General features: G+C 69.9%; 9 protein-coding genes. All 9 read right to left on the minus strand.

Features of this window, described 5'->3' with window-relative positions; translation table 11 throughout:
• Nucleotides 1-215: 215 nt before the first annotated feature.
• Nucleotides 216-896 (minus strand): EcsC family protein, encoded by a 681-nt coding sequence (locus ND486_RS16870; protein ID WP_251785084.1) that lies wholly within the window; start codon nucleotides 894-896, stop codon nucleotides 216-218.
• A complete protein-coding gene (locus tag ND486_RS16875; protein ID WP_251785085.1) occupies nucleotides 893-2734 on the minus strand; it encodes a DUF262 domain-containing protein in 1842 nt (613 codons plus the stop codon). Before ND486_RS16875 ends, ND486_RS16870 begins: the two co-directional genes overlap by 4 nt.
• A gap of 147 nt (nucleotides 2735-2881) precedes the next feature.
• Nucleotides 2882-4972, minus strand: coding sequence for a DEAD/DEAH box helicase (locus tag ND486_RS16880; RefSeq protein WP_251785086.1), 2091 nt, complete (start codon nucleotides 4970-4972; stop codon nucleotides 2882-2884).
• Nucleotides 4969-6297 (minus strand): BREX system ATP-binding protein BrxD, encoded by a 1329-nt coding sequence (gene brxD, locus ND486_RS16885; protein ID WP_251785087.1) that lies wholly within the window; start codon nucleotides 6295-6297, stop codon nucleotides 4969-4971. Before brxD ends, ND486_RS16880 begins: the two co-directional genes overlap by 4 nt.
• Nucleotides 6294-9008 carry a BREX-2 system phosphatase PglZ gene (gene pglZ, locus ND486_RS16890; RefSeq protein ID WP_251785088.1) on the minus strand — a complete coding sequence of 905 codons (2715 nt, stop codon included), beginning with the start codon at nucleotides 9006-9008 and terminating at the stop codon, nucleotides 6294-6296. Before pglZ ends, brxD begins: the two co-directional genes overlap by 4 nt.
• Nucleotides 9005-12694 (minus strand): PglY protein, encoded by a 3690-nt coding sequence (locus tag ND486_RS16895; protein ID WP_251785089.1) that lies wholly within the window; start codon nucleotides 12692-12694, stop codon nucleotides 9005-9007. Before ND486_RS16895 ends, pglZ begins: the two co-directional genes overlap by 4 nt.
• Entirely contained in the window at nucleotides 12691-16290 is a 3600-nt protein-coding gene (gene pglX, locus ND486_RS16900) for a BREX-2 system adenine-specific DNA-methyltransferase PglX (RefSeq protein ID WP_251785090.1), read from the minus strand. Before pglX ends, ND486_RS16895 begins: the two co-directional genes overlap by 4 nt.
• A 23-nt stretch (nucleotides 16291-16313) precedes the next feature.
• Complete coding sequence (gene pglW, locus ND486_RS16905; RefSeq protein ID WP_251785091.1) at nucleotides 16314-20612, minus strand: BREX system serine/threonine kinase PglW; 4299 nt, start codon at nucleotides 20610-20612, stop codon at nucleotides 16314-16316.
• A gap of 2 nt (nucleotides 20613-20614) precedes the next feature.
• Complete coding sequence (locus ND486_RS16910; protein ID WP_251785092.1) at nucleotides 20615-22261, minus strand: DUF262 domain-containing protein; 1647 nt, start codon at nucleotides 22259-22261, stop codon at nucleotides 20615-20617.
• Nucleotides 22262-22294 lie beyond the last annotated feature (33 nt).

The raw sequence follows: 22294 nt of genomic DNA on the forward strand, positions 1-22294 counted from the left end.
GACCATCGCGAACGACGGACGGCATCAGAGCCGGCGCCGACCTGCTCGACACGACGGGCGGGAGGTTGCTCGGGAGGAACACCTGGACTTCCCGAGCCTCTTCAGTTCAGTGACTCGGCCGTCCACGATGCGGAGACGACGTCGCGGCAGGTGAGATGTCCGAGCGTGCCAGGCGCGGATTCACAGACGTTCCGAGGGGCATCGGCTACGCGGGTTCATTCGACCGTGCCCCCAACCCCGGTCGGCCCGGTGTCATCCAGCGGCTCGAAAGTCCGGAGTGCGTAGACCGAGATGCTCTTGCACCCGACGCCGTCCACAGTCGCACCGATCGGCGCGCCGACCAGTGGGACCATCTTGGTCAGGTTGATGACGCCCTTCTGGCCCGCCTTGGTGACAAGCCGGTACCCGATTCGCCTGTTGATATCGATCAGCACACGACCGGGGAGCTTCTGGAGTGCGGCCAGGGCGGACTTCTGACCGATCTCGACGCCGGCCTTGCTGATCGCGCTCGACGCCCCGCTGCCCAGCAGGCACACGAGAATCGCGCTGCGCACCTCCTCGCTGTGGATGTCGTATCCACGGAGGTGGGCGATACCGGCCGTCATCCGCGTCGCAACGATATAGAGCCCCGCCAGCGATGCCGACACCGCGATCGGCAGCGTGATCAGGCCACCGGCTCCCGTCACTGCTCCGGACACTGCCGCGAGCCGGACGTGGGTGGCGATCAACTTCGTGATGGCCTTCTCGACGTCTCCTCGCGCAGAACGGAGATGCTCGGCCGCGACCTCCTCTGCTCCTTTCAACGGCCCCTTGCCGTCGATGCCGACCTGCAGTACCTGGTCGGCGAGCCGCTGCCCGACCTCTGCGAGCCTGGCCGTGTCGATGGGAGTTTTCATCTCTCGATAGTCCTTCCGCCGGCCCGCCGGACGTCGTCCGGGTTCCAGATCCGTTTCGCGAGCTCGCGGTAGAGTTCGTACCGCTCCACCAGATCCGTCGACCTGAAGCTGTCGTGAGCATGGAACGGCAGGCCAGATCGGCGGATGAAGTCGAGAAAACCGGGGTTGCGCTCGTAGCACTGCGGGTGCAGCGATCGGGCGAGCAGATTCTGCGACAGATAGTGCGGGACCTTCTCCTCGTACGGGAGATCTCCGTAGCTCCCGTTGAAGCGCTTGGGAAGCAGGAGCAGGCCACCGAACCGATCCCGCATCATCGCGAAGTCCGCGGCCTGCGGGAATTCCTCTCTGTGCCGCTCGGGATGATTGGCCCAGATGTGCTCGACCTCGTAGCGTCCCTGGCCACCGGCGACGTACTCGGCGTAACGGGAGGCGTTGCCCGACTCGGTCTCGACATGGTCGGTGAGGCGTGCGAGCACCCGGTGCAGCAGGTACCGGTTCTGCTGGTGGATACGCAGACCATCGTTGCTGTCGAACGTCTCGTCCTCTGCTGTCAGGCGTTCGTGCAGGTAATCGGCGAGATCACCAGGAAAAAGCCGCCGACTGTCGCGCATCGTCACGAACGTCGCGTAGAGCTGCGTGGAGTAGGCGATGCTCCGGAAGTTCCAGATCCGTCGGGTGACCAGGATGTCGACGAACCGCGAGACGATGTCCAGCTTCGTGCGTACGACGCTGTCGTCGTCCCCCGGATCGAGCGGGGCCATGAGGAGGAGATGCTGCAGGGTGAAGCCGAGCTGTGCGGTGTAGTGGATGCGTTCGAGCCCGGAACGGAGCGTGGCCGCGGCATCGAGCGTGGCCAGGTACCAGCGGCTGTAGAAGTCGAAGTCGCGATTCACGAACTCGAAGACGTCATCGGATCGCTTCAGTCCGATTCGATCTTGCGCCTCGCGGATCCACCGGTGGAACTGGGTGCCGATCCGTTCGAAGTCCTCGGCGGTCGCCCCCTTCGTCCGGGCCCTGGTCCGCGTCGCGTACTGGCTGCGCAGCCACGTCTTGAAGAAGTCGGGCTCGACCTCCTTGCCCGCGTCGTTCAGCTCCCGGACCCGCGTCCGCCACAGGTCTGCCGCGACACTGCGACGGGACGGATCATCGATCCTGGCGAGGAGGTAACCCCGGAGCATGTCGGTCGGGGTCAGCTGGAGTCCGCGGTCGTTCATCGTCTCGAAGATCGTGTAGGCGTCCTCGTCGGAGAACGCGGTGATCTCCACCAGGTGCACCTTGTCGAGCAGCCAGTCGGCGAAGTACGGGAGTCCTCCGCCCCGGATCTCCTCCGGGAACATCGTCTCCAGGTCCTCGTACCGGGCCACCAGGTTGCGTACCGAGTCGGATCGCTCGGCCACGTCGTAGTCGCGGCCTTCCAGCAACGCCTCCATGCACGGATTGCGATCGTCGATGTCGAGATTCATGGACCGGCGGCCGTACCGGGTCGAGCAGACCAGACTCTCGACGGGCACGCGGTCGTCGCGACCCGACTGCAACCGGTGGAGAAGGACGAGCAGCAGTGTGAGGCTGGTCAGTCGCTGCTGGCCGTCGACGATGTACCTCGTGTCGTCTCGCCGGCTGATGATCACCGACCCGAGAAAGTAGTGGGGGTACCTCGCGACGGCACTGCGGTCGTGTCCCGGGTCGAACTCCTGGAGGAACGTTCCGGTCAGGTCGTCGAGCAGTTCCTGGATCTGCTTGGCCTCCCAGCGGTACTCCCGCTGGTAGTAGTCGATCGCGTACCGGGCGCCGTCGAGCATTTCCCGGACGGTGCGGGCCTTTCCGAGGATCTCGTGCATCGATCTCCGATCGGGGAGCGACGGGACGGCGGAGCGCTCGGGACGTGACTCGCCACGAGCGACTTCGTGACGGGCTACCCCGAAGGTGCGTGCAGAGCGTCCCACAGGGGTCCGACAAGGATGGCGGCCACCGGTCGTACCGCGGGTTCAGACCGATGCGAAACGGACCGGCTCGGCGAGGACCTGTGCGGCTCCGTCGAGGTCTGCCAACCGCGCAGCGAGAGTCGCGACCGCGAGCCGCTTCGGTAGGGCATCGGAGAACTTCAGCCCCTCCAGCGCTCGCACGTCCACATCGGGCAGGCAGAGCCGTTCGCCTGCGTCCCTCGTCACCGACGCCCACGTCTCCCGGGTCACGTCCCCGCGGATCCGGATCGACACGTCGTTGACTCGCTGCGTCCCGTCGACCAGCTCCGACAGTGTCGACGCGAGCGTCGCGTTCGTCCGGAACCCAGCCCAGGTCCACCAGTACAGGTCGGAGCCCTCCCGGACGACGAGCGTCCCTCCGGGATGGACCGTGTGGGACTCGGTGTCGCGATGCTCGGCGAGTACGTCCACGGCACGGCCGCTGAGCCGGACCGGCGGGTCGTCGCCGAGGAGGACGTCGCGGACCGACCGGGTGAGCGCGAAACTCGCTCCGCCGATACCGCCGCTGTTCCACCGGGCCCGCCCGCCGCGGTCGTCGGCCTCCACGAAGCACCGCTGCCGGGGCCAGTCGACCCAGGTCACCCGCCAGCTCCGCCCGGCGAGCAGGATCAGCCTCGGCCCCTCGACCTGGTCGGTCAGCAACGCGGGATCGAGCAGTCCGATCTCACGTCGACCCTCGAACACCCGGAACTGGGGCGGTGAGGTGAACACCGCGGTCATCCCCATGAAGTGGCGGCGCCCGTACCGCTTCTCCGCGGCCGGCCCGATGCCCATCAGCTCACCGTCCCGGTCGACGAACCCGTCGGCGAGCAGGTGGTCGAGGATCGGCCGGGAGCCGTGGTCGAACGGATGCAGGCCGTTCCAGCCGTCGAGCGCGAGCTCGGTCCCGACGGAGTTCTCCTGCAGGCAGAGCGCGAGCAACTGCTGGGCGACGATGTGCCGTGGTTCGGGCGGCGCGGTGACGGGTTCGACGTAGCCGGTCCCCCACAGCCGTAACAGGCCGGCTGCCCAGAGCAGCGACTTCTTGTCGAGGGCCAGGAACAGACAGTTCCGGGCCGTGCCGGGACGCCGCCCGGTCCGGCCGAGCCGCTGCAGGAACGACGCGACGGTCCGCGGCGCGTTGATCTGGACGACCCGGTCGAGGTCGCCGACGTCGATGCCGAGCTCCAGCGTGGACGTCGAGACGATCACACAGTCGCGGGCCTCGGCGAACGCGGCCTCGGCCTGCCGCCGTTCGTCCACCGACAGCGACGCGTGGGAGAGGAACGTCGTCACTCCGCGCTCGCGCAGTGCGGTGCCGAGCTTCTCCACCAGCGCCCGGCTGTCGCAGAACACCAGCCGCTTCTCACCGCGGTGCAGCGCCGCGAGGACGGTGGCGGCGTTGTCGACCGATCCGACGTAGTCCAGCTCGATGTCGGCCTCGGCGGCCGGACCGCCGATCTGCGGCGCGACCACGGTCGCGGTGCGGGTGCCACGTCCGGAGCCCTGCAGCCATTCCAGCAGCTCGGCCGGGTTGCCGACGGTTGCCGACAGCCCGATCCGCTGCAGGGAGCGGCCACACACGCCGGTCAGCCGTTCCAGGACGGCGAGGAGGTGCCAGCCGCGGTCGTCGCCGGCGAAGGCGTGCACCTCGTCGACAACGACGGCTCGCAGTCCGGCGAAGAACCGCTCGTGGTCGACGCGGTTGCCGACCAGCATCGCCTCGAGGGACTCGGGTGTGGTGAGCAGGACGTCGGGCGGGCCGGTCAGGATCCGCTGCCGCGCGGACGGGGTGACGTCGCCGTGCCAGAGCTCGACCCGGCGGCCGAGCCAGTCGGCGTAGGTCTGTAGGCGCGGCAGCAGGTTGTTGAGCAGTGCCTTGAGCGGGCAGACGTAGAGGACCGATGTGCCGGTCCAGCGCTGCTGTTCCATGGCGGTGAGCAGCGGGAACATCGCGGCCTCGGTCTTGCCGCCCGCGGTGGGTGCGAGGAGCACGGCGTCGTCGCCGCGCAGGACCGGGTCGATGGCGTCGGCCTGCAGCGGGCGGAGGCTGCGCCAGCCGAGGGTGTTGACGATGTGGTGGGCCAGCCCGGGGGCCAGCGTCTCGATGTTCACGGGAGGTCGAGGGCGACGTCCGCGGCGCTGCCCGGGCGCGCCGCGTTGCGCTCGACGTCGGTCATCTCGCCCGCGTTCAGGGTCAGGGCGTAGTGCCGGCGCGGGTCGAAGTCGGTGTGCTCGTCGACCCGGTCCAGGACGTCCTGCACCAGCTTGCGCAGGTACAGCCGTGGTGCGATGCCGACCTTCCCACCGAGCTCGCCGGTGAGGGCCCTGGCGAGCTCGTCGAGATAGGTGTCGTCGACCGTCTCCCGGACGCGGTCGGGGTGGCGTGCAGCCCCTGCGTACAGCTCACGGACGGCGCGGCCGAGCTCGGAGAGGCGGTCCAGGTCGAACCCGGTGAGCCGGAGCTGAACGGCCCGTGGGGAGTCGAACCGTGGGTCGGTGGCGAGGTCGGTGGCGAGACGCTGGTCGAGGGGTGGCAGCCGCTTCACCCCCTGCTGTCCGTCGAAGAACGCAGGGGTACCGGTGATGATGAGGAAGAGGCCGGGGAATCGTCCGGAGTCGATCTCGTCGAGAAGCTGGCGCAGCGCGTTGAGCCCCTTCTCCCGTACGTCCCCCCGCACGCGCTGCAGGGTCTCGATCTCGTCGAGCACCACGAACAGACCGGGGTAGCCGGAGTCGCGGAGCACACTGAGCAGCCCTTGCAGGAAACCGAGTGCACCGAAGTGGTCGAGGTCGCCGCGGACCCCGGCGGCACGGCGGGCCGCGGCAGCGACGGACTTCTGACCTCCCAGCCAGGCGATGAGCGCCTCCGCGGTGGCGAGGTCGCCGGCCTGCTGGGCCTGCCGGTACCCACGGATCGCCGCGGCGAACGCCGGGGTGGTGCGGGCGACCGTGGCGAGCCGCTGCTCCATGAGGCCATCGACGGCAACTGCCAGACCTGCGGTGTCGGACTCGTCGACCTCGCCGGCGTCGAGTACCTCCTCCTCGAGGGTGTAGAGCCACGAGTCGATGACCGCGCGGAGCGCCGAGGGGGGATGCGTGCCGGTCGTGAGCCGCTCGGTGAGGCGCCGGTAGACGGTCTCCAGCTTGTGCAGCGGGGTCTCGGCCTCCGAGATCTGGATCTCCGAGGTGGCGAGCCCGGCGCGCTTAGCGCGCTCGGCGAGCCAACGCGCGAAGAACGTCTTCCCGGAGCCGTAGTCGCCGCGCACGGCGTGGAAGGCGGCCCCGCCGCGGGCGGCGGTCCGGATGTCGTCGTCCATCGCGTCGGAGAACCGGTCCAGCCCGACGGCGAGCAGGTCGAGACCGGCGGCGGGTACGGTGCCCCGCCGCAGCGCATCGATGACGTCCCTGCGGCGAGCTTCGCTGACCGGGCCCGTCACGTGCGGTCCAGCCCGAACTGCAGGCTGAGGACGTCGACGTCGAGTCGCACGGTCCGGCCGTCGAAGGAGATCACCTGGTAGCCCTCCAGGTTGAGCAGTCGTTGCAGGTGGGCGATCACCGGTCCGGGTTCACGCCCGGTCCGCCCCAGCATCGTGACCGCCGCGGCGGCGCTCAGCTCGCCGCCACCGTCGTTGAGTGCGTCGAGCAGTCTGGCGACTCCCTCGGGTTCCGGTGCACGGCGCAGGAGCTTGCGCTGCGCGACGAACGGCGCCGACCGGATCACCCGGGCTCCGAGCGTCGTCGTGCGCGGTGCGGGTGCCGGAGCGTCGTCGGCGGGGCCCGGGGGGAGGTCGAACAGCCCGTCGGTGTCGTCCACCTTCTTCGCGCGGGCCGGCTTCTTCCGCGGCGGCGCGGGCGCCGGCGGCACGACGGGCGACGGCCGGCTGCTCCACCAGGCCGGTCGGGTCAGCTCGGGGCTGAGCACGAACCAGCCCATCGGTACCGCGTCCGGTCCGGGTGTGAAGACGAGGACGGGCACGGTCATCTCGGCGAGTGAGGCGCCGCCGTGGTAGCCGGCGCGTCGGTTGGTGTAGCGGATGTCCTCGCGCCACGGGACGATCACGCGGCCGTCGCCCTCGAGGACGCGGGGGCCGCGCAGCTCGATCTCGCCCTCGGCCGGGGTTCCGGTGCGCCAGCGGGCGGACGGTGCCTGTGTCGGGCCGCCGGACTTCGCCGAGTCGGTCGACCGTTCCAGGACGTGGCCGTGGTCGGAGACCAGCACGACCGGGCGGCCGTAGCTGCGGGCCGCGTCGAGCAGGTCCGGCAGATAGGTGATGTCGTGCAGCCGCCAGCCGGTGCGGTCGCCCTCTCGGCCGTGGTCGAGCGCGTCGTCGACGGTGTTCAGCACGACGCCGACGACCCGGTCCGGGTCGGCGAGAGCGGTGACGAGCCGTTCGGAGAGTCGTCGACCGGCGGCTCCCGCGATGTCGGACTTGTGCATGAGCTCGGCCTCGCGACCGTGGCGCTTCCACAACGCGGCGAACCCGTCACGCTCACCGGCCTGGTCCCCCGCGGCGGCGACACCGGTGAGCAGACTGGCGCGGGACAGCCGCGTGACCGAGGGGATCACAGCGACCGCCGCCTCGCGGCCGCCGGCGTTGCGGGCGGTCTCGGTCCAGCCGCGGTCGAGGAGCTGTTCCCCCAGCTCGACGGCGACGGCGGCGCTCATCCCGTCGACGACGATCACCAACGGAGCGCCGGTCTCCGCCGCGAGCGGTGCCACCACCTCGTCGAGGACCTGCTCCACCAGCAGGGCTCCGCCGGGCGCAGTGGCCGCGGCGTGCTCGGTCCAGTGGCGGAGCCGGACGGCGAAGTGCTCGTCGAGGTCGTCGCGTCGGCGCCGGGCCGCGTCGTGGACGAGCCCGAAAGCGTGGCCGACCGCCTGCTCGGCGGTGTTCTCCCCCGCCCAGACCGCTGTGAGCGCCCTGTCGACCCATCCGCCGGTGCGGACGTGTCCGGCAACGGCGCCGGCGACACCGGACGCAGGATCGGGGGTGGTGGCGAGCCAGCGCATCAGGCGGACCGCCATCGTCGCGGCGGCGAGTCGCTCGGGGTGCAACCGGGTCACCCGGTGCTCCCGCAGCCGGTCGAGCGCTCCCTCGGCGACCTGGATCGTGGTGCCGTCCACCTGCGCGGTCAGCGCGGTCGCGACCGCGCGGAGGCGCCCGCGGAACCCTGATGGCAGGAACGGGTGGTCGGAAGCCTCGACTCCACGTTCGGTCGCGATCCGGTCGGCGCGTTCGAGGACGTCGAGCACCCGCCGTCGGGCGTCCTCCCCCCGCAACCCACCGTCCTCGGCCTGAACGATCCAGCGTTCGAGCGTCCCCTGCACGGCGACGACGAAGGCGTGCCGGCTTGCCGCGTCGGCCTTCACGTTCTGCAGGAGCCCGCCGACGGCCAGTGCGACGTCGGTGGGTACCTCGGCCTCGTCGAGGAGGGAGATCAGCACGCCGATCGGCAGGATGTCGCGCGCCCGACCTTCCCGGACGAGCGCGGTGAACACCACGGCGAACGGTCCGACGGTGTCGACGAGCCGGCGGGTCAAGCCGTCCTGCTCTGCCGAGGGGAGGTCGAGGAAACGGGCAGGTCCTCCCGCGGACTGCGCCCATTCCAGCAGGGCCCCGGCGTCCGGTGAGTCATCGACGAGTCCGAACCGGACGGCGAGCAGGGCCCGGACGGCGGACTCGTGGGTGAGGACCGGTCCGGTGCGCGACCAGCCCTCGGACGGTTCGGCGTCGAGCAGCGCCTCGAGCAGCCACGGCTCCTTACGGATCCGCGGCTCGACCTCCGTCGCCCCGAATCGCTGGGCGACGATCTCGGCCCGGTCCACCGTGAGGGTCGTCCGCCGCAGGGCGTGGCCGCGCAGATCCCAGCCGAGCCGGTCGTCGGGCACGCCGGTGGTCACCACCAGCACCGCGCCCTCTTTCGCGGACTCGCGGTGCTCCTGCCAGGCACCGAGCACGCCGAGGACGGAGTGTGCGTCGGTGACGGTGACGTCGTGGTCGGTGCCGTCGACGTCGACGGTGAACCGCTGCTGCGCGGTCGGCGCGTACCGGCCGTGCACGAGGACGAGGCGGCGATATGGCTCCAGCGGCAGGTAGCTGCGCAGGAGCTGCCCGACGGTGCGGTCGTCGACCTCCGGTGGGGTCACTCGGTCTCCCCGTCGAGCGCCCGCCAGGTGATCTCGTAGCGGGCGGCTGGATCCGCCTGGACCACGCGTTGGATCTCCGAGATCACCGCGGGAAGATCCGTCGCGGTGATCTCGCGGCGCTCCGGGCGGGGCCCGGGCGGCGGGAGCGGTGGCAACGGCGGGGGAGGTGGCGGCGGCCGGTCATCCGTCGCATCGGACACGATGCCGATCGCTTCGCCGTTCGCCCGACCCAGGAGAGCGGCGAGGTCGGTCTCGAACTGCTCGGCTGCGGCCCCGTCGGCGACCTGGGCTGCCAGCCGCGCCGCTCGCTCCCCGACCTCCGGATGCCGGCCCAGGTTGCGGGCCGACGACAGCAGCTGCCACTGGACACCGTCGAGGGCCCGCCGCACCGAGGGCGCGGACACGATCGCGGCGCCGAGCACCTGGTCCGACATCTGCTGGCCGGTGTCGTCGGCGAGGGCTCGAGCGAAGGCGGTCGCGTCCGTCGTGCCGGACAGCCGCGCGAGCGCGTCGGCGGCTGCGCGGGTGGTCCGCAGACGGTTCGCCGTCGTGCTCACCCCGAGATCGCCTGCGTGCCGGTCGAGGGCCTGCCAGACAGCCACGACGTCGTTCTCCAGCTCGGCGATCTTCTGCTGGGTCCTCGTCGCCAACTGCTGGACGTTCCGGGCGAACAGCGGCTCGGGCACGGTGATCCCGAACAGGGCCGCGGCGCGGGACCGCGCCGCGGCGAACTCGTCGGCGCTCGGCAGCTCCTGCGCCCGCAGCGCGTCCCCGGCACCCATCCGGTCGAGGTCCGGAGCCTCCGCGGGGACACCGTGGTGCACCCACGCCCGGTCGGCCAGCAGCGCGTAGGTAGCGATCATCAGGTTCGCCACCGGGCGATCCAGACCGGGCCCGACGAGCTCGGCGACCCAGCGGCGCATCTCGTCGACTGGGAAGTCACCGGTCACCCCGTGGGCCGCAGCGTGCTTCTCGACCTGCTGCTTCCACTCCACATGCAGGTAGAGCGGCCCGTCGGTGACCTCGCCGAGCTTCAACCCGTGCACGACCCGCCGCACGAGCTGCAGGTCCTTGCTGGTGACCTCCACCCTTCGGTCGCCGTTCTCGGTCGCGGCGGTGATCCACCGCAGGACCGTGCGCAGCTCCCCGAGGGTGAGGGCCTTGCGGTTACCGGAGGGGTCGAAGTCCGGGTGCTGGGGGTACAGCGTGGCGAACAGACCGTCGGCCAGTGTCGCGACGTTGTGCTCGAGCGACGCACCCCCGGCGAGGCGTGGGCTGTGGCCGGGCAGCAGCGACAATGTGCTGACGACACCGTCGTCGAGGTCGGTGCGGACGCTGGTGGTGTCCGCCTTCGCGATCCCGTAGGCCTGGTCCAGCGCCGCGGTGAGCTGCGAGGTCAGGTTGTCCCGCTGGGCCTGCAGCTGGACCCGCACCCGGGCCCGGTCGTCGCCGGACAGATGCACCGCGTACTCGTCGAGCCGATTCTTGTCCAGCAAGAAATTGATCTTGATGAGCCGTCCGAGCTGGGCAGTGCGCTGCTCGGTGAGAAAGTGCGGGACCCACACCAGGGTCGCGCCTTCCACCCCCGCGCGGCGCAGGCTGTCGACACGCTGGATGTCGCTGGACGGGAAGTGGTCGGCGTCGTCGAAGGGGTAGTCGAAGACGAACCGGACCCGGCCGTCGACGCCGGGCCGGAACTGCGGCTCGGGCATGTCGACGGTGTCACGGACGTTGCCGAACACGAACTCGACGGTGCGCCTCGTGCCGCGCCAGACGTGTTCGCGCTCCGAGACGAAGGACTGCTGGTCCGGGATGCGCAGCGCGGACCACAACCGGTCCTTGATCCAGATCCGGCGGGCGCCGACGTTGTCCTGCTCGCCGACGGCGTCGAGCAGCGGTTCGACGTCGAGATCGGACAGATGCAGTGCGAAGACCGGGTCCTTCTCCCCCTCACTGCGCAGCTCGCCGAACTCGGCCTGCAACTCGCGCAGCCGAGTGACCACGACCTGGCCGGGTTCGACCGTGCGGGACCGAATGGACCCGAGGTTGAGCGCTGCGAGCCGGGCCCCGGTGAGCCGCTGGAGCGCGGGGACCTCGCGGGCCAGCGAAGCGAGCAGCAGCGTCTTGACGAACCGGTCGGCGGCGACGAAGCGCGGATCGTCCTCGGAGCCGTAGAGCCCGAGCAGGTGGGTGCGGGCCTTGTCGTGGAACCGCTTGCCCGCCTCGGCCTCGCGTCGCAGCGTGGTGGTGAACGCGGCGCCGGTGCCGTCGGTGAGCACGTCCCACAGGTCGCCGAGCGGGATGAGCTGCCCGACCTTCATGTCGTCGCGGCGGCGGTGCAGCATCTCCTGCAGCAGCTTCAGGCCGGTGCGCTCGCGCTGCAGGGCTCCGGCGAGCACGACGAGCACGTTCAACAGGGCCGGCGAGAGCGGATAGACGCGCTTGAAGTCCTCCCAGCTCGCCTCGGTGACGCCGGTGGCGTCGAGCAGCACCTCGCGGTCCCCGGCCCGGCTGGTCTCGATGGAGGCGAACGCCTCGTCGAGCAGGTACTCCTTGCCGACGCGGGGTTTGAGGACCCGCTCACGCACGATCGCGGGCAGGTTCGAGTCCTCCAGGGACACGACGTCGAACCGCTCGGCGAGGTACTCGACCTGCGTCTCGAGGTTCTTCACCGCGGCGCCGGTCACGTCCTCGCCGACGAGCTTCGACAGATCCCGCTGGCGGGAGATGAAAGAGATGATCGGCACCGCGCGGTCGGCGACGCCGGACTCGATGAGCTTGACGAGCTTGCTGACCTGGGTGTTGACGAACTTCTGGTCCGTCATGTGCGCCTGCAACCAGAGGATCAGCTCGTCGAGGAAGAGCACCACGCCGGCGTAGCCGAGCGACTTCGCGTGCTCGGAGATCACGGCGAGCCCGTTCTCCAGTGGGAGGAACGCGGCGGCGTCGCCGGTCGCGCCACGGCTGTAGGACGACATCGGTCCGGTCAGCAGCGCGGACTCCAGCGCCCGCCGTTTGAGCGACCCGGCTGGGGCGGCGAACGCCTCGTCGAGACCTGCCGAGGTCCAGCCCCCACCCGGTTCTTCGCCGATCACGTCGAGATCGCCCTCGTCGTCGTCCACGCTCGTCGCGGTGTCGACGAGCAGGCCGATGAACGCGTCGTCGCCGAGGCGGGTCCGCATGGTCGCGGCGTCGGCGAGCATGGCGTCGGAGCGGAAGACCGCGGGCACGGGGGCGTCGGGGTGCAGGTGGCGCACGGTCGCGACGTAGCCGCCGAGCAGCGCCGAGTCGAGGTCGGCCGCGCCGATGAGGTGGTAGGGCACCATCAGAAAGCGGCGGTCCTGCAGCCACTCGTCATGCTTCGCGATGATCGGCTGCAGGCTGGGCTTGCCCCGCGCGACCGGGTCGTTGTTGAGCACGGCGTGCAGCACGGTGAGGAAGTGGCTCTTGCCGGAGCCGAACGAGCCGTGCAGGTAGGCGGCGTAGGAGTTGCCGTTGCGGACCCCGGCACGGACGACGCCGAGCGCGTCGTCGAACGCGGTGCCGAGCTGCGGGGTGACGACGTACTCGCGGACCCGGGCGGCGGTCTGCTCCTCGGTGAACCCACCGGTCAGCTCGATCTTGAAGTCGCCGGCGTGCACGGACTCCGGCAGGTCCAGGACGTCGCGCAGGTAGGTGTCGGTCACGAGGTGCTCCTCGGTCGGCGTCCGCGGGTCGGGGCGGCGGGACGCCAGCCCCGCAACGCCTGCTCGGTCAGCCGGCGGTCGGCGCGCTGCTGGTCGAGGAACGTCTGGTACTCCTCGGCGGGCGTGCCGTCCCACTCCGGGTCGTACTCACCGTGCCACTGGTGCACCCAGGGCATCAGCTCGGCCAGCCCGGCCAGCAGCGGCGTGACCTTCTCGGTATCCCAGCCGGCCTGGGTAGTGCGGTCGTTGACCAGGTTGACCAGCGCCTGTGCCTGGTCCTTGTGGTCCCAGCCCGCCCAGCCGAGCAGCAGCGTCGGATCGGCGTCCGGGCTCGCGCCGAGGTAGGAGACGAACCGCTCCTTGGGCACGTCGAGCTTGCCGCGGTGGCTCCAGTAGCTGTTCTTGCGGAAGTCGGCGGGCTTGTACTTCGGCGGGACGAGCAGGTTCAGGTTCGTGCCCGTCCGGTCCTCCTCGCGCTGGCCCTCCCAGGTGCGCTCCCACTCGGCGCGCTTCTCCAGGCCGGAGTCCTTGTAGCGCATCGCGGCGAGGTAGGGGACGTGCTCATCGGCGACGACCTGTTCGAGAACCTGCGCGAGCGTCATGTCGCGCCGGTCGAGGTGGTCCTCGGCGTACAGCGCGGCGACGGCGTGGATGTCGGCGTCCGGCGGAAACCGGTCGGCGAGCTGACTGACGGTCAGCGCGCGCGGCTGCTCGATCCCATCGCGCATCGCGTACCAGAGGCTGCGGTCCTCGCAGCGGTCCAGCAGCCAGGTCCGTAGCGCCGTGGCTTCCTTCTTCTCCCACCGGTCGGACGCCCAGCGGCGCTTGCACTCGGGACGCTCGATGAGCGCAAGATCGCGACGGCGACCGATGAGCTCCATACGGGCGTGCACGACCTCGCGATACTCATCGGACCAGTGCGGCGGCGGCTCGGTGACCATCGTCGACCGATGCCGCTCGAACCACGCCGTCTCGGTCACTCCGGTCTTCACCAGTCGGGCGAGGAGGATCTCGAAGGCGCGCTCACCTAACGCGAGCGGCTCAGGGTCCGGGCTGCAGACCGCCTTCGCTTCGGCATCGGTCAGAAGTCCATAGGAGCGATAAACCTCCCAGTCGAGCTCCTCCTGGAGCGCGATCATGCGCTGGCGGATGCGGGAGTGTTCGGCGCGAGCTATGTCGAGGGTGGCGCGGGTCGGGGTCCCCCGCTCGCAGACCGCCGACGGTTCCTGGTCGGCGAGGCGCTGGGCATTGGCGTCGAGGGTGCGGCCGAGTTCGAGGGGTAGGTCGGCCGGGAGCGGGAAGTCCTGGAGTTTGGTGCCGGTGAACTCGTAGAACTGCTCCCACGCCTCGCTCGCGATCCCGCCGCCGATACCGCCGCCGCCCTTGTCGTGGCAAACCTGCTTCAGCCAGAAGCACGCCGCCGATGAGTTGAGCACCCCGAGCAGCGCCAGGTGGTCGTCCTCACTCGCCCCCGCCGGCAGCTTGATCACCGGCGCAGTTCGGTTGAAGACCTTCCCGCCGCGGTCCAGGACGAAGTGATTGTGTGTCGCGACGAACGCGAAGCCGATCGAATGCGGCACACGGAATCGCCCACCGAAGAACATGCTGTGGTCGAACCACCGGAGCCCGCGCTCTGTCGGACGTCGCCCAAAGTCGACTCGCTCCAGCAGCGGCGTTCGTAGAGTCCAGAAGTACCGACTGAGCAGCTCAGTCGGGCTAGAAGCAATTCCGTCCGAGTCGTAGGGGAAGACCGTCTCCGTAGTCAGATCAATTCGGTAGTCGCGGACCTCGTCGCCGGGAACCACCGGCACGCAGTACGAATCTATTCCGTACGTCGCGCCCGAACCAGAGGGGCGGTAGTACGCATCGTCCAGCCCCGTATGTGTGGTACGGCCGATCACATCCATCTGATCGTCGAGTCGGCGGCTGCTACCCGACTCGATTTCTTTGAACACCTGACCTGCACCGCCACCCGCGAGACTCCACGGAAAGACACGGAAAGAGCTACGCGGCAAGTCGAGCGATGACACCCACCCAGACTCAGTCCCCGGCCTATCGATCTGCGATGTGATTGCTAACCACACAAGACCTTGTGACGGATCGGCCGGCTGGCTCGGTTCCCCCCGAATGCCGAGAACAGATCGGACCGGAACATCGTCCCGTCCGACGTGGTTTCGTCCGACGAGGACGACAGTCGGCGTCCCGTGCCCTGGGATGTACGCACCAGAGGTATCGATCACGTGCGTGAGCTGGATGTCCGGGAAGAGCCCTTCGATCAGACCACGGCCGAACTCGCGCTTCATGAAGGAGTTGGCGGTGATCTGCCCAACGAATCCGGCTCGGCTATCCGAGCCGTGGGTTCGTAGCCCGAGCTGGAAGAGTCGCTCGGCGAACGGAACTGAGAGTGCATACCGACGGCGACACGCCGGGTACCGATCACGATATAGATCGCTCTCACGGGCGTCCGCGACCATGATGTAGGGCGGGTTCCCGACCACTACGTGGTAACTCGACCGCCCGAGCAGGTCCTTATCAGCGAAGTCGCTGACGTCCTCGATCGAGTAGGTATGAGGCCCATCGGTCTCGAACAGCTCACCCTGCTTGCCAGCAACACCGCGACCGTGCAGCAGCGAGTCCCCAACTGCGACGTTGATCGGGAAGGTTTCAGCGTGGGCAAGCCGCCGCTCCCCCGCCGCGTCGAGCGCGGCGACGAGCAGCCGGAATCGGGCGATCGACGTCGCGAACGGGTTTTTGTCGCACCCGTGCACCGACTCCATCGACCGGCGGATCAACGTCCAGTCGTCGGTCCCCGGCTCCTGCTCACGCCACTTGGCCAGGATCCGCCGGAACAACCCGAGCAGGAAGTGCCCGGACCCCGAGGCCGGATCGATCGTCCGCAGCCCGTCGAGCCCAAACTCCTCGATCGCCGGGTCGAGGGTCAGGTCGAGGATGAACTCCTCGACGAACTCCGGGGTCTGCAACAGCGCGTAGGTCTTCCGCGCCGCCTCGGACAGATCCTGGTAGAGGTCACCGAGGAACCGGGTGTCCCACCCGGTGAAGTCGTAGCGGATCGCGCCGCTGTCGTCGCGGCGTCGCCAGAAGGCGATGAGATCGTTCGCCGCCTCATAGGAGATCGTGATGTCCCACAGCGGGTTGTGCGTGGCGTCGAACAGGCCGGCCCCAGTCGGGTGCGCGTCCGAGATGTGGCGGAACGCCGCCTCGAGCCAGTCCCGATTGTTGAGCGTGGGGTTCTCGGTGACGAACTTGCCCTGGTAGTCCTCGGCCTCGCCGAGGTGTTCGGCCGGCCCGGCAAGGAACCGCCGGTCGATCAGGCCGTTGTCCTCGCAGTACCGCACGAAGACGGTACTCAGCACCCACGCCGCCGCGGCCTGGGTGACCCGGCCGCCGAGCCACTCCGTGTAGCTCGCCGCGGTGCGTTCCGCGGAACGCGCGGCCTCGTACTCCACGGTCAACCGCGCGGCGATCTCAGCGTCGTCGCGGGCCCGGACCTTGAGGTCCTTCTCCAGGTCCAGCGCAAGCTTTCGCAGGTCCTTGACCAGGGCCGCGGTCGTCGCGGCCGACTCGGTGCTCGTCATGATTCCTGCTTCCGTGCTCGTGCTCACGCGATGTTCTCGGCCGGTGTGCGTAGCTCCTTGAGCCAGTCGCGGTCCAGCACGACGCGTTCGGACTCGTCGATCACCTCGACGACCATGCCGTCCAGCTGCGGTGCCCCGACCGCGGAGTCCCCCGGGCACAGCAACCACACCCCGTGCGGTGCCCGGTTCGGGCTGCGCCCCGCCGCCTGGAGCCGCACCAGCAGCTCCCGGCCGCCGGACTCGGCGTAGCGGGCGAGCAGGCCGGCGTCGTGCAGGAACAGCAGGGTGTCCGGGGCACACGCGGCGTCGATCCGTTCGCCCACCCGCTCCCAGGCGAAGCGCACCCACGAGTCGAGCCCGCGCGACATCTGCGCGCTCTCGGTGAACTTGAGGTCGCTCTTGAGCACCGCCGACCAGTCTCGGCCGCGCTCACCGGCGATCGTCCGCAGCTCGGCGAGGAAGGTCGCACCGACATCGACCGGTTGCAGCTGGAAGGTCTCGGTGAGGGCGTCGGCGGTGCCGGGGAGGTCCCGGCCGCGCAGGGTGAGCGCGACGAACCCTCCGCGTTCCGCGGAACGGTCGAGCTGGCGACGGATCCCGTCACGGGCCATCGCTCCCGGTAGCCGGAGCGGCAGCGACGTCGATGACGCGAGCGGCGCGGGCGGTGCCTCCGGGTAGAAGCGACGGTCCCGGGTGTCGTACGTCAGGAGGAACCCGGCCTTCTGCAGGGCCTCCTCCATCTGCACGTAGGTGATGTCTTCGTGGAGCCGGATCCCGGGGAACCGGGCCCGGACCCGGGCGAGCAGCGCGTCGGTGGTGATGCCGGTCGCGAACCGGGCTCCCGGGTCCTTACGCCGGACGCCCGCGGCCGCCTGCGAGATCCGCAGCGCCGGCACCAGGTCGAGGCTGCGGGGGTACAGTTCGCCGTTCGGCGAGATCAGCGCGTCCTTCGACGCCGCCGAGGCCAGGGAGACGAGCCGGGCATCCGGCAGCGCGACCATTCCTTCGGGGGTCGGGACCTCACGGAGCCGGTTCAGAACGGCGTTCCGTCCGGGCAGCGGCTCCTCGACCGCGAGCTCGTCGGCGGCGGCGCCGAGCGCCGCGGCGAGGTCGCCGAGCTCCGACGGGCTCGGGTCGTCGGCCCCGGCGAGGGACTCCAGTGCGAGCAGGACCCGGCCGCCATGGCGCAGGACCGCCAGCCGGGGGTCGGCGTCCTCGCTCTCGGCGTGCTCCCCCGCCCAGATCTCGGCCTCGGCGGCGGCCCGCACGACGCCGAGCGCCGCGGTCTGACCGTCGGCCGAGGTGGACCCCAGGCGGGCGCGGACGACGGTCGCGAGCTCGGCCGTCGTCATAACCCGTCCTGCGCCGGCCAGCGCGTCGACGAGGATCTCCCGGACGTCCGCCACGTGCGGCGACTCTGCCCACTCCTCGAAGAGCGCCTGCTGGGTCCTCGACACCGTCGGCTGGGTCGTCGATGCCGCCTTGGCGATCGCGGTCTGGGTCGGCCACTCCGGCAGCGCTGGGTCGAGTCCGAGGGTCAGCCGAACGACGGCGTCACGCTTGGTAGGCCGGGTGCCGGCACGGCGGGTCAGGACCGCCACCAGTCCCTCGACCGACAGGCGTGCGCCGTCAGCGACGTCCGGCTCGGGCTCCGGGACCCGCAACAGCGGAGCCCACTGCTTGTGCCGCCGGATGAGCTCCTTGCGGACCGCGGCACCGGCGCCGCGGGCGCGGGCCAGCTCAGTGGTGCGGACCTTCAGCAGCTCACCGACCGTCCCGGCCGCGTAGCCGGCCGCGACCGACACCGCCCGCGGGCTGAGGCCGGCCTGCTCCAGGGTGGTGTCCAGCCCGGCCTCGGCCGCGAGCGTCTCGCGGACGGCCTCCGGCGCTTCCGGGGAGTCGCCCTCGACCGGGACCCGCTGGTCGGCGGTGGTGAAGACGGCGCGCCAGGCGTCGTCCATCTGCTTGAGGGTGTCGAAGCGGCGGCCGACGTCGCGATGGAAAGCGCGCCGGAAGAAGGCGATCAGCCCGTCCTTCAGGGCCGGGTCGAACTGGTCCGAGGCGAGCGCCGGTGTCTCATCCGACGTCGTGCGCGGGTCGGTGAGCCCGTCGCCCCATTCCGGCTTCTGCTTCGAGGCCATCTCGTGCAGCGTGACGGCGGCCGCGTAGCGTTCGGCGTGGTCGTCGAACAGCGGCCTGCGCAGCGATCCGAGGAAGGGGTCGAGGTAGCCGCGGGTGCCGACGCCGACTTCGGACTCCGCTGCCGCGGCCAGCGAGAAGTCGAGCAGCATGAGCTGTCGCGACCGGTCGGCGCGCCGGAAGATCGCGAGGTTGTCGGGTTTGATGTCGCGGTGCCGGACGCCTTCGCCCGCCAGGATGTCGAGTGCGGAGAACAGGTCACGGCCGAACCGTTCGAGGTCGTGGTAGCTGAGCCGGCCCTCGGAGCGCAGCAGCGTGCCGAGTGTGCCGCCGTCGAGGTCGCTGCCGCCCGCGTACTGCAGGTCGATCACGGTCCGGTCGGCCAGGGTGCGTGGCCCGCCGAGCTTGCGCACGATCTGTGCGCCGCCGACCCGGTCGAGGATCTCCGCCTCGGAGCGCAGGCTGACCGCCTTCTCCTCGTCGAGCGCGACCTTCAGGACGCGGTACTCCCGCTGCTCCTCGCCGTCGTCGGACTCGCGGACCCGCTGCACCAGCAGCGCCCGTGACGACGAGCCGGTCCCCAGGATCCGCTCGACGGTCCACTCGTCGTCGACGCGTTGCCCTGCCGTCGCCGTCAGCGGATCGACCCGCGGCTGGGCCGGCTGGGCCGAATCCCGCTCGGTCCGGTCGAGGCCGAGCAGGAACTTCTCCGCCGACTCGAGGCGCTCGTCCACGCTCGACCGGGTGGCCGCGAAGACGAGGTCGTCGAGCGGCTGAGGGAGCGTGCCGTCGACACCGTGCAGGTGCAGCCCACTGTCGGTGCGGACGCGCTCGACCATCGTCGGACGGTCCGTCGCGGGCGGGCGCCCGGTGAGGATGAGGTAGGAGATCGCGCCGAGTCCGAACAGGTCCAGGTCGGCCGGATCCGGGTACGGGGTGTCGAACTCCGGCGCCAGGTACGGGCCGGCGGAGTCCGCGACGACGTCGTCGCCCAGGGACGAGACGCCGATCGACGAGCTGACACCGGCGTCGAAGTCCCGCGCCGCGGTCTGCCAGTCGATGACCCGCAGGACCGGTGCACGTCCGTCGGGTCGCGCGGAGACGTAGACCGAGCGGGCGGCCAGTGCCCGGTGGTAGAGCGACCTGCTGTGCGCGTAGCGGACGGCCTCGGCGAGCTGGCGGACGAGGTCGAGCCTGACCTCCGGCGTCAGTCGAGCCGCGTGCAGCGTCAGGTACGAATCGAGGCGAAGGTCGGCGGCATCGTGGCGGAACAGGATCGCCGGGCGGCCCTGGTGCTCGCGGATCAGGACCGGCTGCGCGATCCCGCGGTGGGTGATGCCCTGCAGCACCTGGTACTCGCGGCGTGCCGCCCGTTCCACCTGGGCACGGCGCTCCTCGCCCGCCTGCTCCTCGGTCAGGTAGATCCGCACCCGGCCGGACTCGGTGACGAACCCGGACCTCGTCGCGAGCCGGTCCTCCCACGCCGGGCCCGCATCCAGCACGGACTGGTCGAGCTGCCAGTCGTCGCCGAAGCGCAGGTGGGCGGTCGCCGCCCGGATCCCGATCTCGGAGAGGAGGCCGGGCAGGACGTCGCGGGAGAACGCTGTGTCGACCCGCCAGCCCTCCCGCTGCGGCGGCGTAGACAACAGGTCCCGCCAGATCCAGTCCAGGCCGGTCGAGTCCTCGTCGCGCCCGTAGACGCGGGTCCGCTGGACGTCGTCGAGGTGCGACTCCAGGCCGCGGTGGGTCAGGAAGATCGCCGGTTGGACGCGCGGGATGCGCAGGTTGCGCATCCCCTTCCGCTTGGCCGCCCACTCCAGGCGCTGCTTGAGCTCCTTGCACTTCAGGTCGGTGAAGTGCAGCGGGTTGCGCAGCGTGCGAGGCCACTCGCGACCCTGCTCGTAGAACAGCCATTCATCGCCCTGGTTGACGACACGACCCGGATGAGCCTTCAGCTCCACCAGGTAGAGGCCGCCGGGGACGGCGACGAGCAGGTCGCACTCGTGGATGCGGCCGGACTGCGCGGTGAACGAGAACGTCGCCCAGGCTCGGAACGGCTCGGCCTGGGGCATGAGGCGTTTGACGTGCTCGAGGCCGTCCTGTTCCCACGGGTAGTCGGACGGGCGCTCCTGAAACCAGCGCTGCGCCCCCGTCTGGGGAGGCCCGGGAACCGGTGGCGCCACCGTCAGACCTCCTGCTCGGCCAGCTGGACATCGTCCTCGGGGACCTCGTCGTCGGCGCCACGTGCCGCGCCCCGTACGTAGGGCGGCAAACCCAGCATGTCGTTGAGGACGCCTGCCAGAAGTTCCCGGCGTGCGGCGAGGAAGTCCGGGAAGCGGTCGACTCGCCACGTGTCAGGTCCGGGCACCCACTGCTCGACGAGCCGCTCCTCATGGATCGCCGACAGGTACACCGCAGGATCCTTCGCGCCGATCTCGCGATTGGTCTTCCCCGAGATGAACGCGAGGTTCGCCAGGCTGTTCGTGGCCTCGGCACCGTACTTGCGCGACACCTTGGCCTTGGGGAATACGTGGTGGTACTCGATCTTGCTCGTCGACGTCATGGGCTGAGCGCTCATCGCGATCTGTGACTTCCAGTCCTTCACCCCCGCCCGCAACGCAGCGATGTAGAGCAAGGTGAAGAAGGACGAGCTTGCACCGCGACGCTCCAGGTCGTCAGGCGAGATCGGGCTGTCGACCGAGCGGGGTCCGGAGGCACGTCGGATGAGTTCATCGACGAGCCGCTGACCGCGCTCGCTCTGGACGACCCTGGCTTCGGCGTCGAGTTTGGTCTCGACCTGACTGGAGTAGTGGCTGAACGCCATAGCGGTGTAGACCCACCGCCGAAGACCTGCCGCCTCATCCGGGCTGAGGGAGCCGTTGCGCTGATGCAGGAGGAGAGCAGGAACGATGGCGACGTTGGGCGAGGTCAGTGCGGCAGACCGCGGCACGCCGCACTCGCCCTTGAGGAAATCGACGGCGAATCGGAGAGCTCGCTCGGTCTCGGACCACGCTTGCTTGAGGTCATCGCCATTCACAGTCGGAGCGATCAGCTTGATCGCATGGGCACCGACGCCGGCGAGCAGACCGGTGAGGCGGAGGATCGCCTCACGGTCGAGTGCAAAGTTCTGCGAGTCCAGCTCCTCGTAGAACTGATCGATGGTGTCGAGCCCTTCCGGCCAGCGTGCTGCGATCGCGCTGAACACCAGATCGCCCTTCGAGAGGCGACGACCGCCCTGGTTGACGCGCGCGAAAATCTCTGCGACTTCCTCGTAGTCGTTGGACTCGACGGTGAGGATCGGAGTCGGGTACTTGCGGATGTCGTGCACTCGCTTCAGCCGGGCGTAGTACATGTCGAAGTCCGCGTGGTCGGGATCGACGCCCGCCCGGCGAAGGATCGCTGCGAACTGCGGGGACTCCTGCAGAACGTCGGTGACGGGAACCAGGAGGGGATCCTTGCGCTGTACGGCGCTCGGATTGAGAAAGGTCTGCTCCCGGAGATCGAACCGGACGTCCAGGCTCGGCCCAGCGGCCACAGCCGTGGGTCGAATGAGCTTCGCGAGCGACGTGAGCCGCTGCTGCCCGTCGAGGAGCATCGCAGGGTGGTCGTAGACAGGGGTGTTCTGCAGCACCGCCGCGGTGCGCAGTGGGACCTGCAGCTGCGTCCTCCAGATCAACAGCGCCCCGACCGGGTAACCCCGGTAGAGCGAGTCGAGCAGGTACGGCACCTGCGGACGTCGCCAGACATAGCCCCGCTGGATCGAGGGGATGACGAGCCTGCCCTCCAGCAGCGCGTTCACCTGGCTGGCAAGACTCTCGGTGCCCTGACCCACGCACTCACTCCCTGCAACAGATCCCTGCCATGA

Origin of the sequence: Pseudonocardia sp. DR1-2 (assembly GCF_023717215.1) — a bacterium.
Taxonomy (GTDB): Bacteria; Actinomycetota; Actinomycetes; order Mycobacteriales; family Pseudonocardiaceae; genus Pseudonocardia; species Pseudonocardia alni.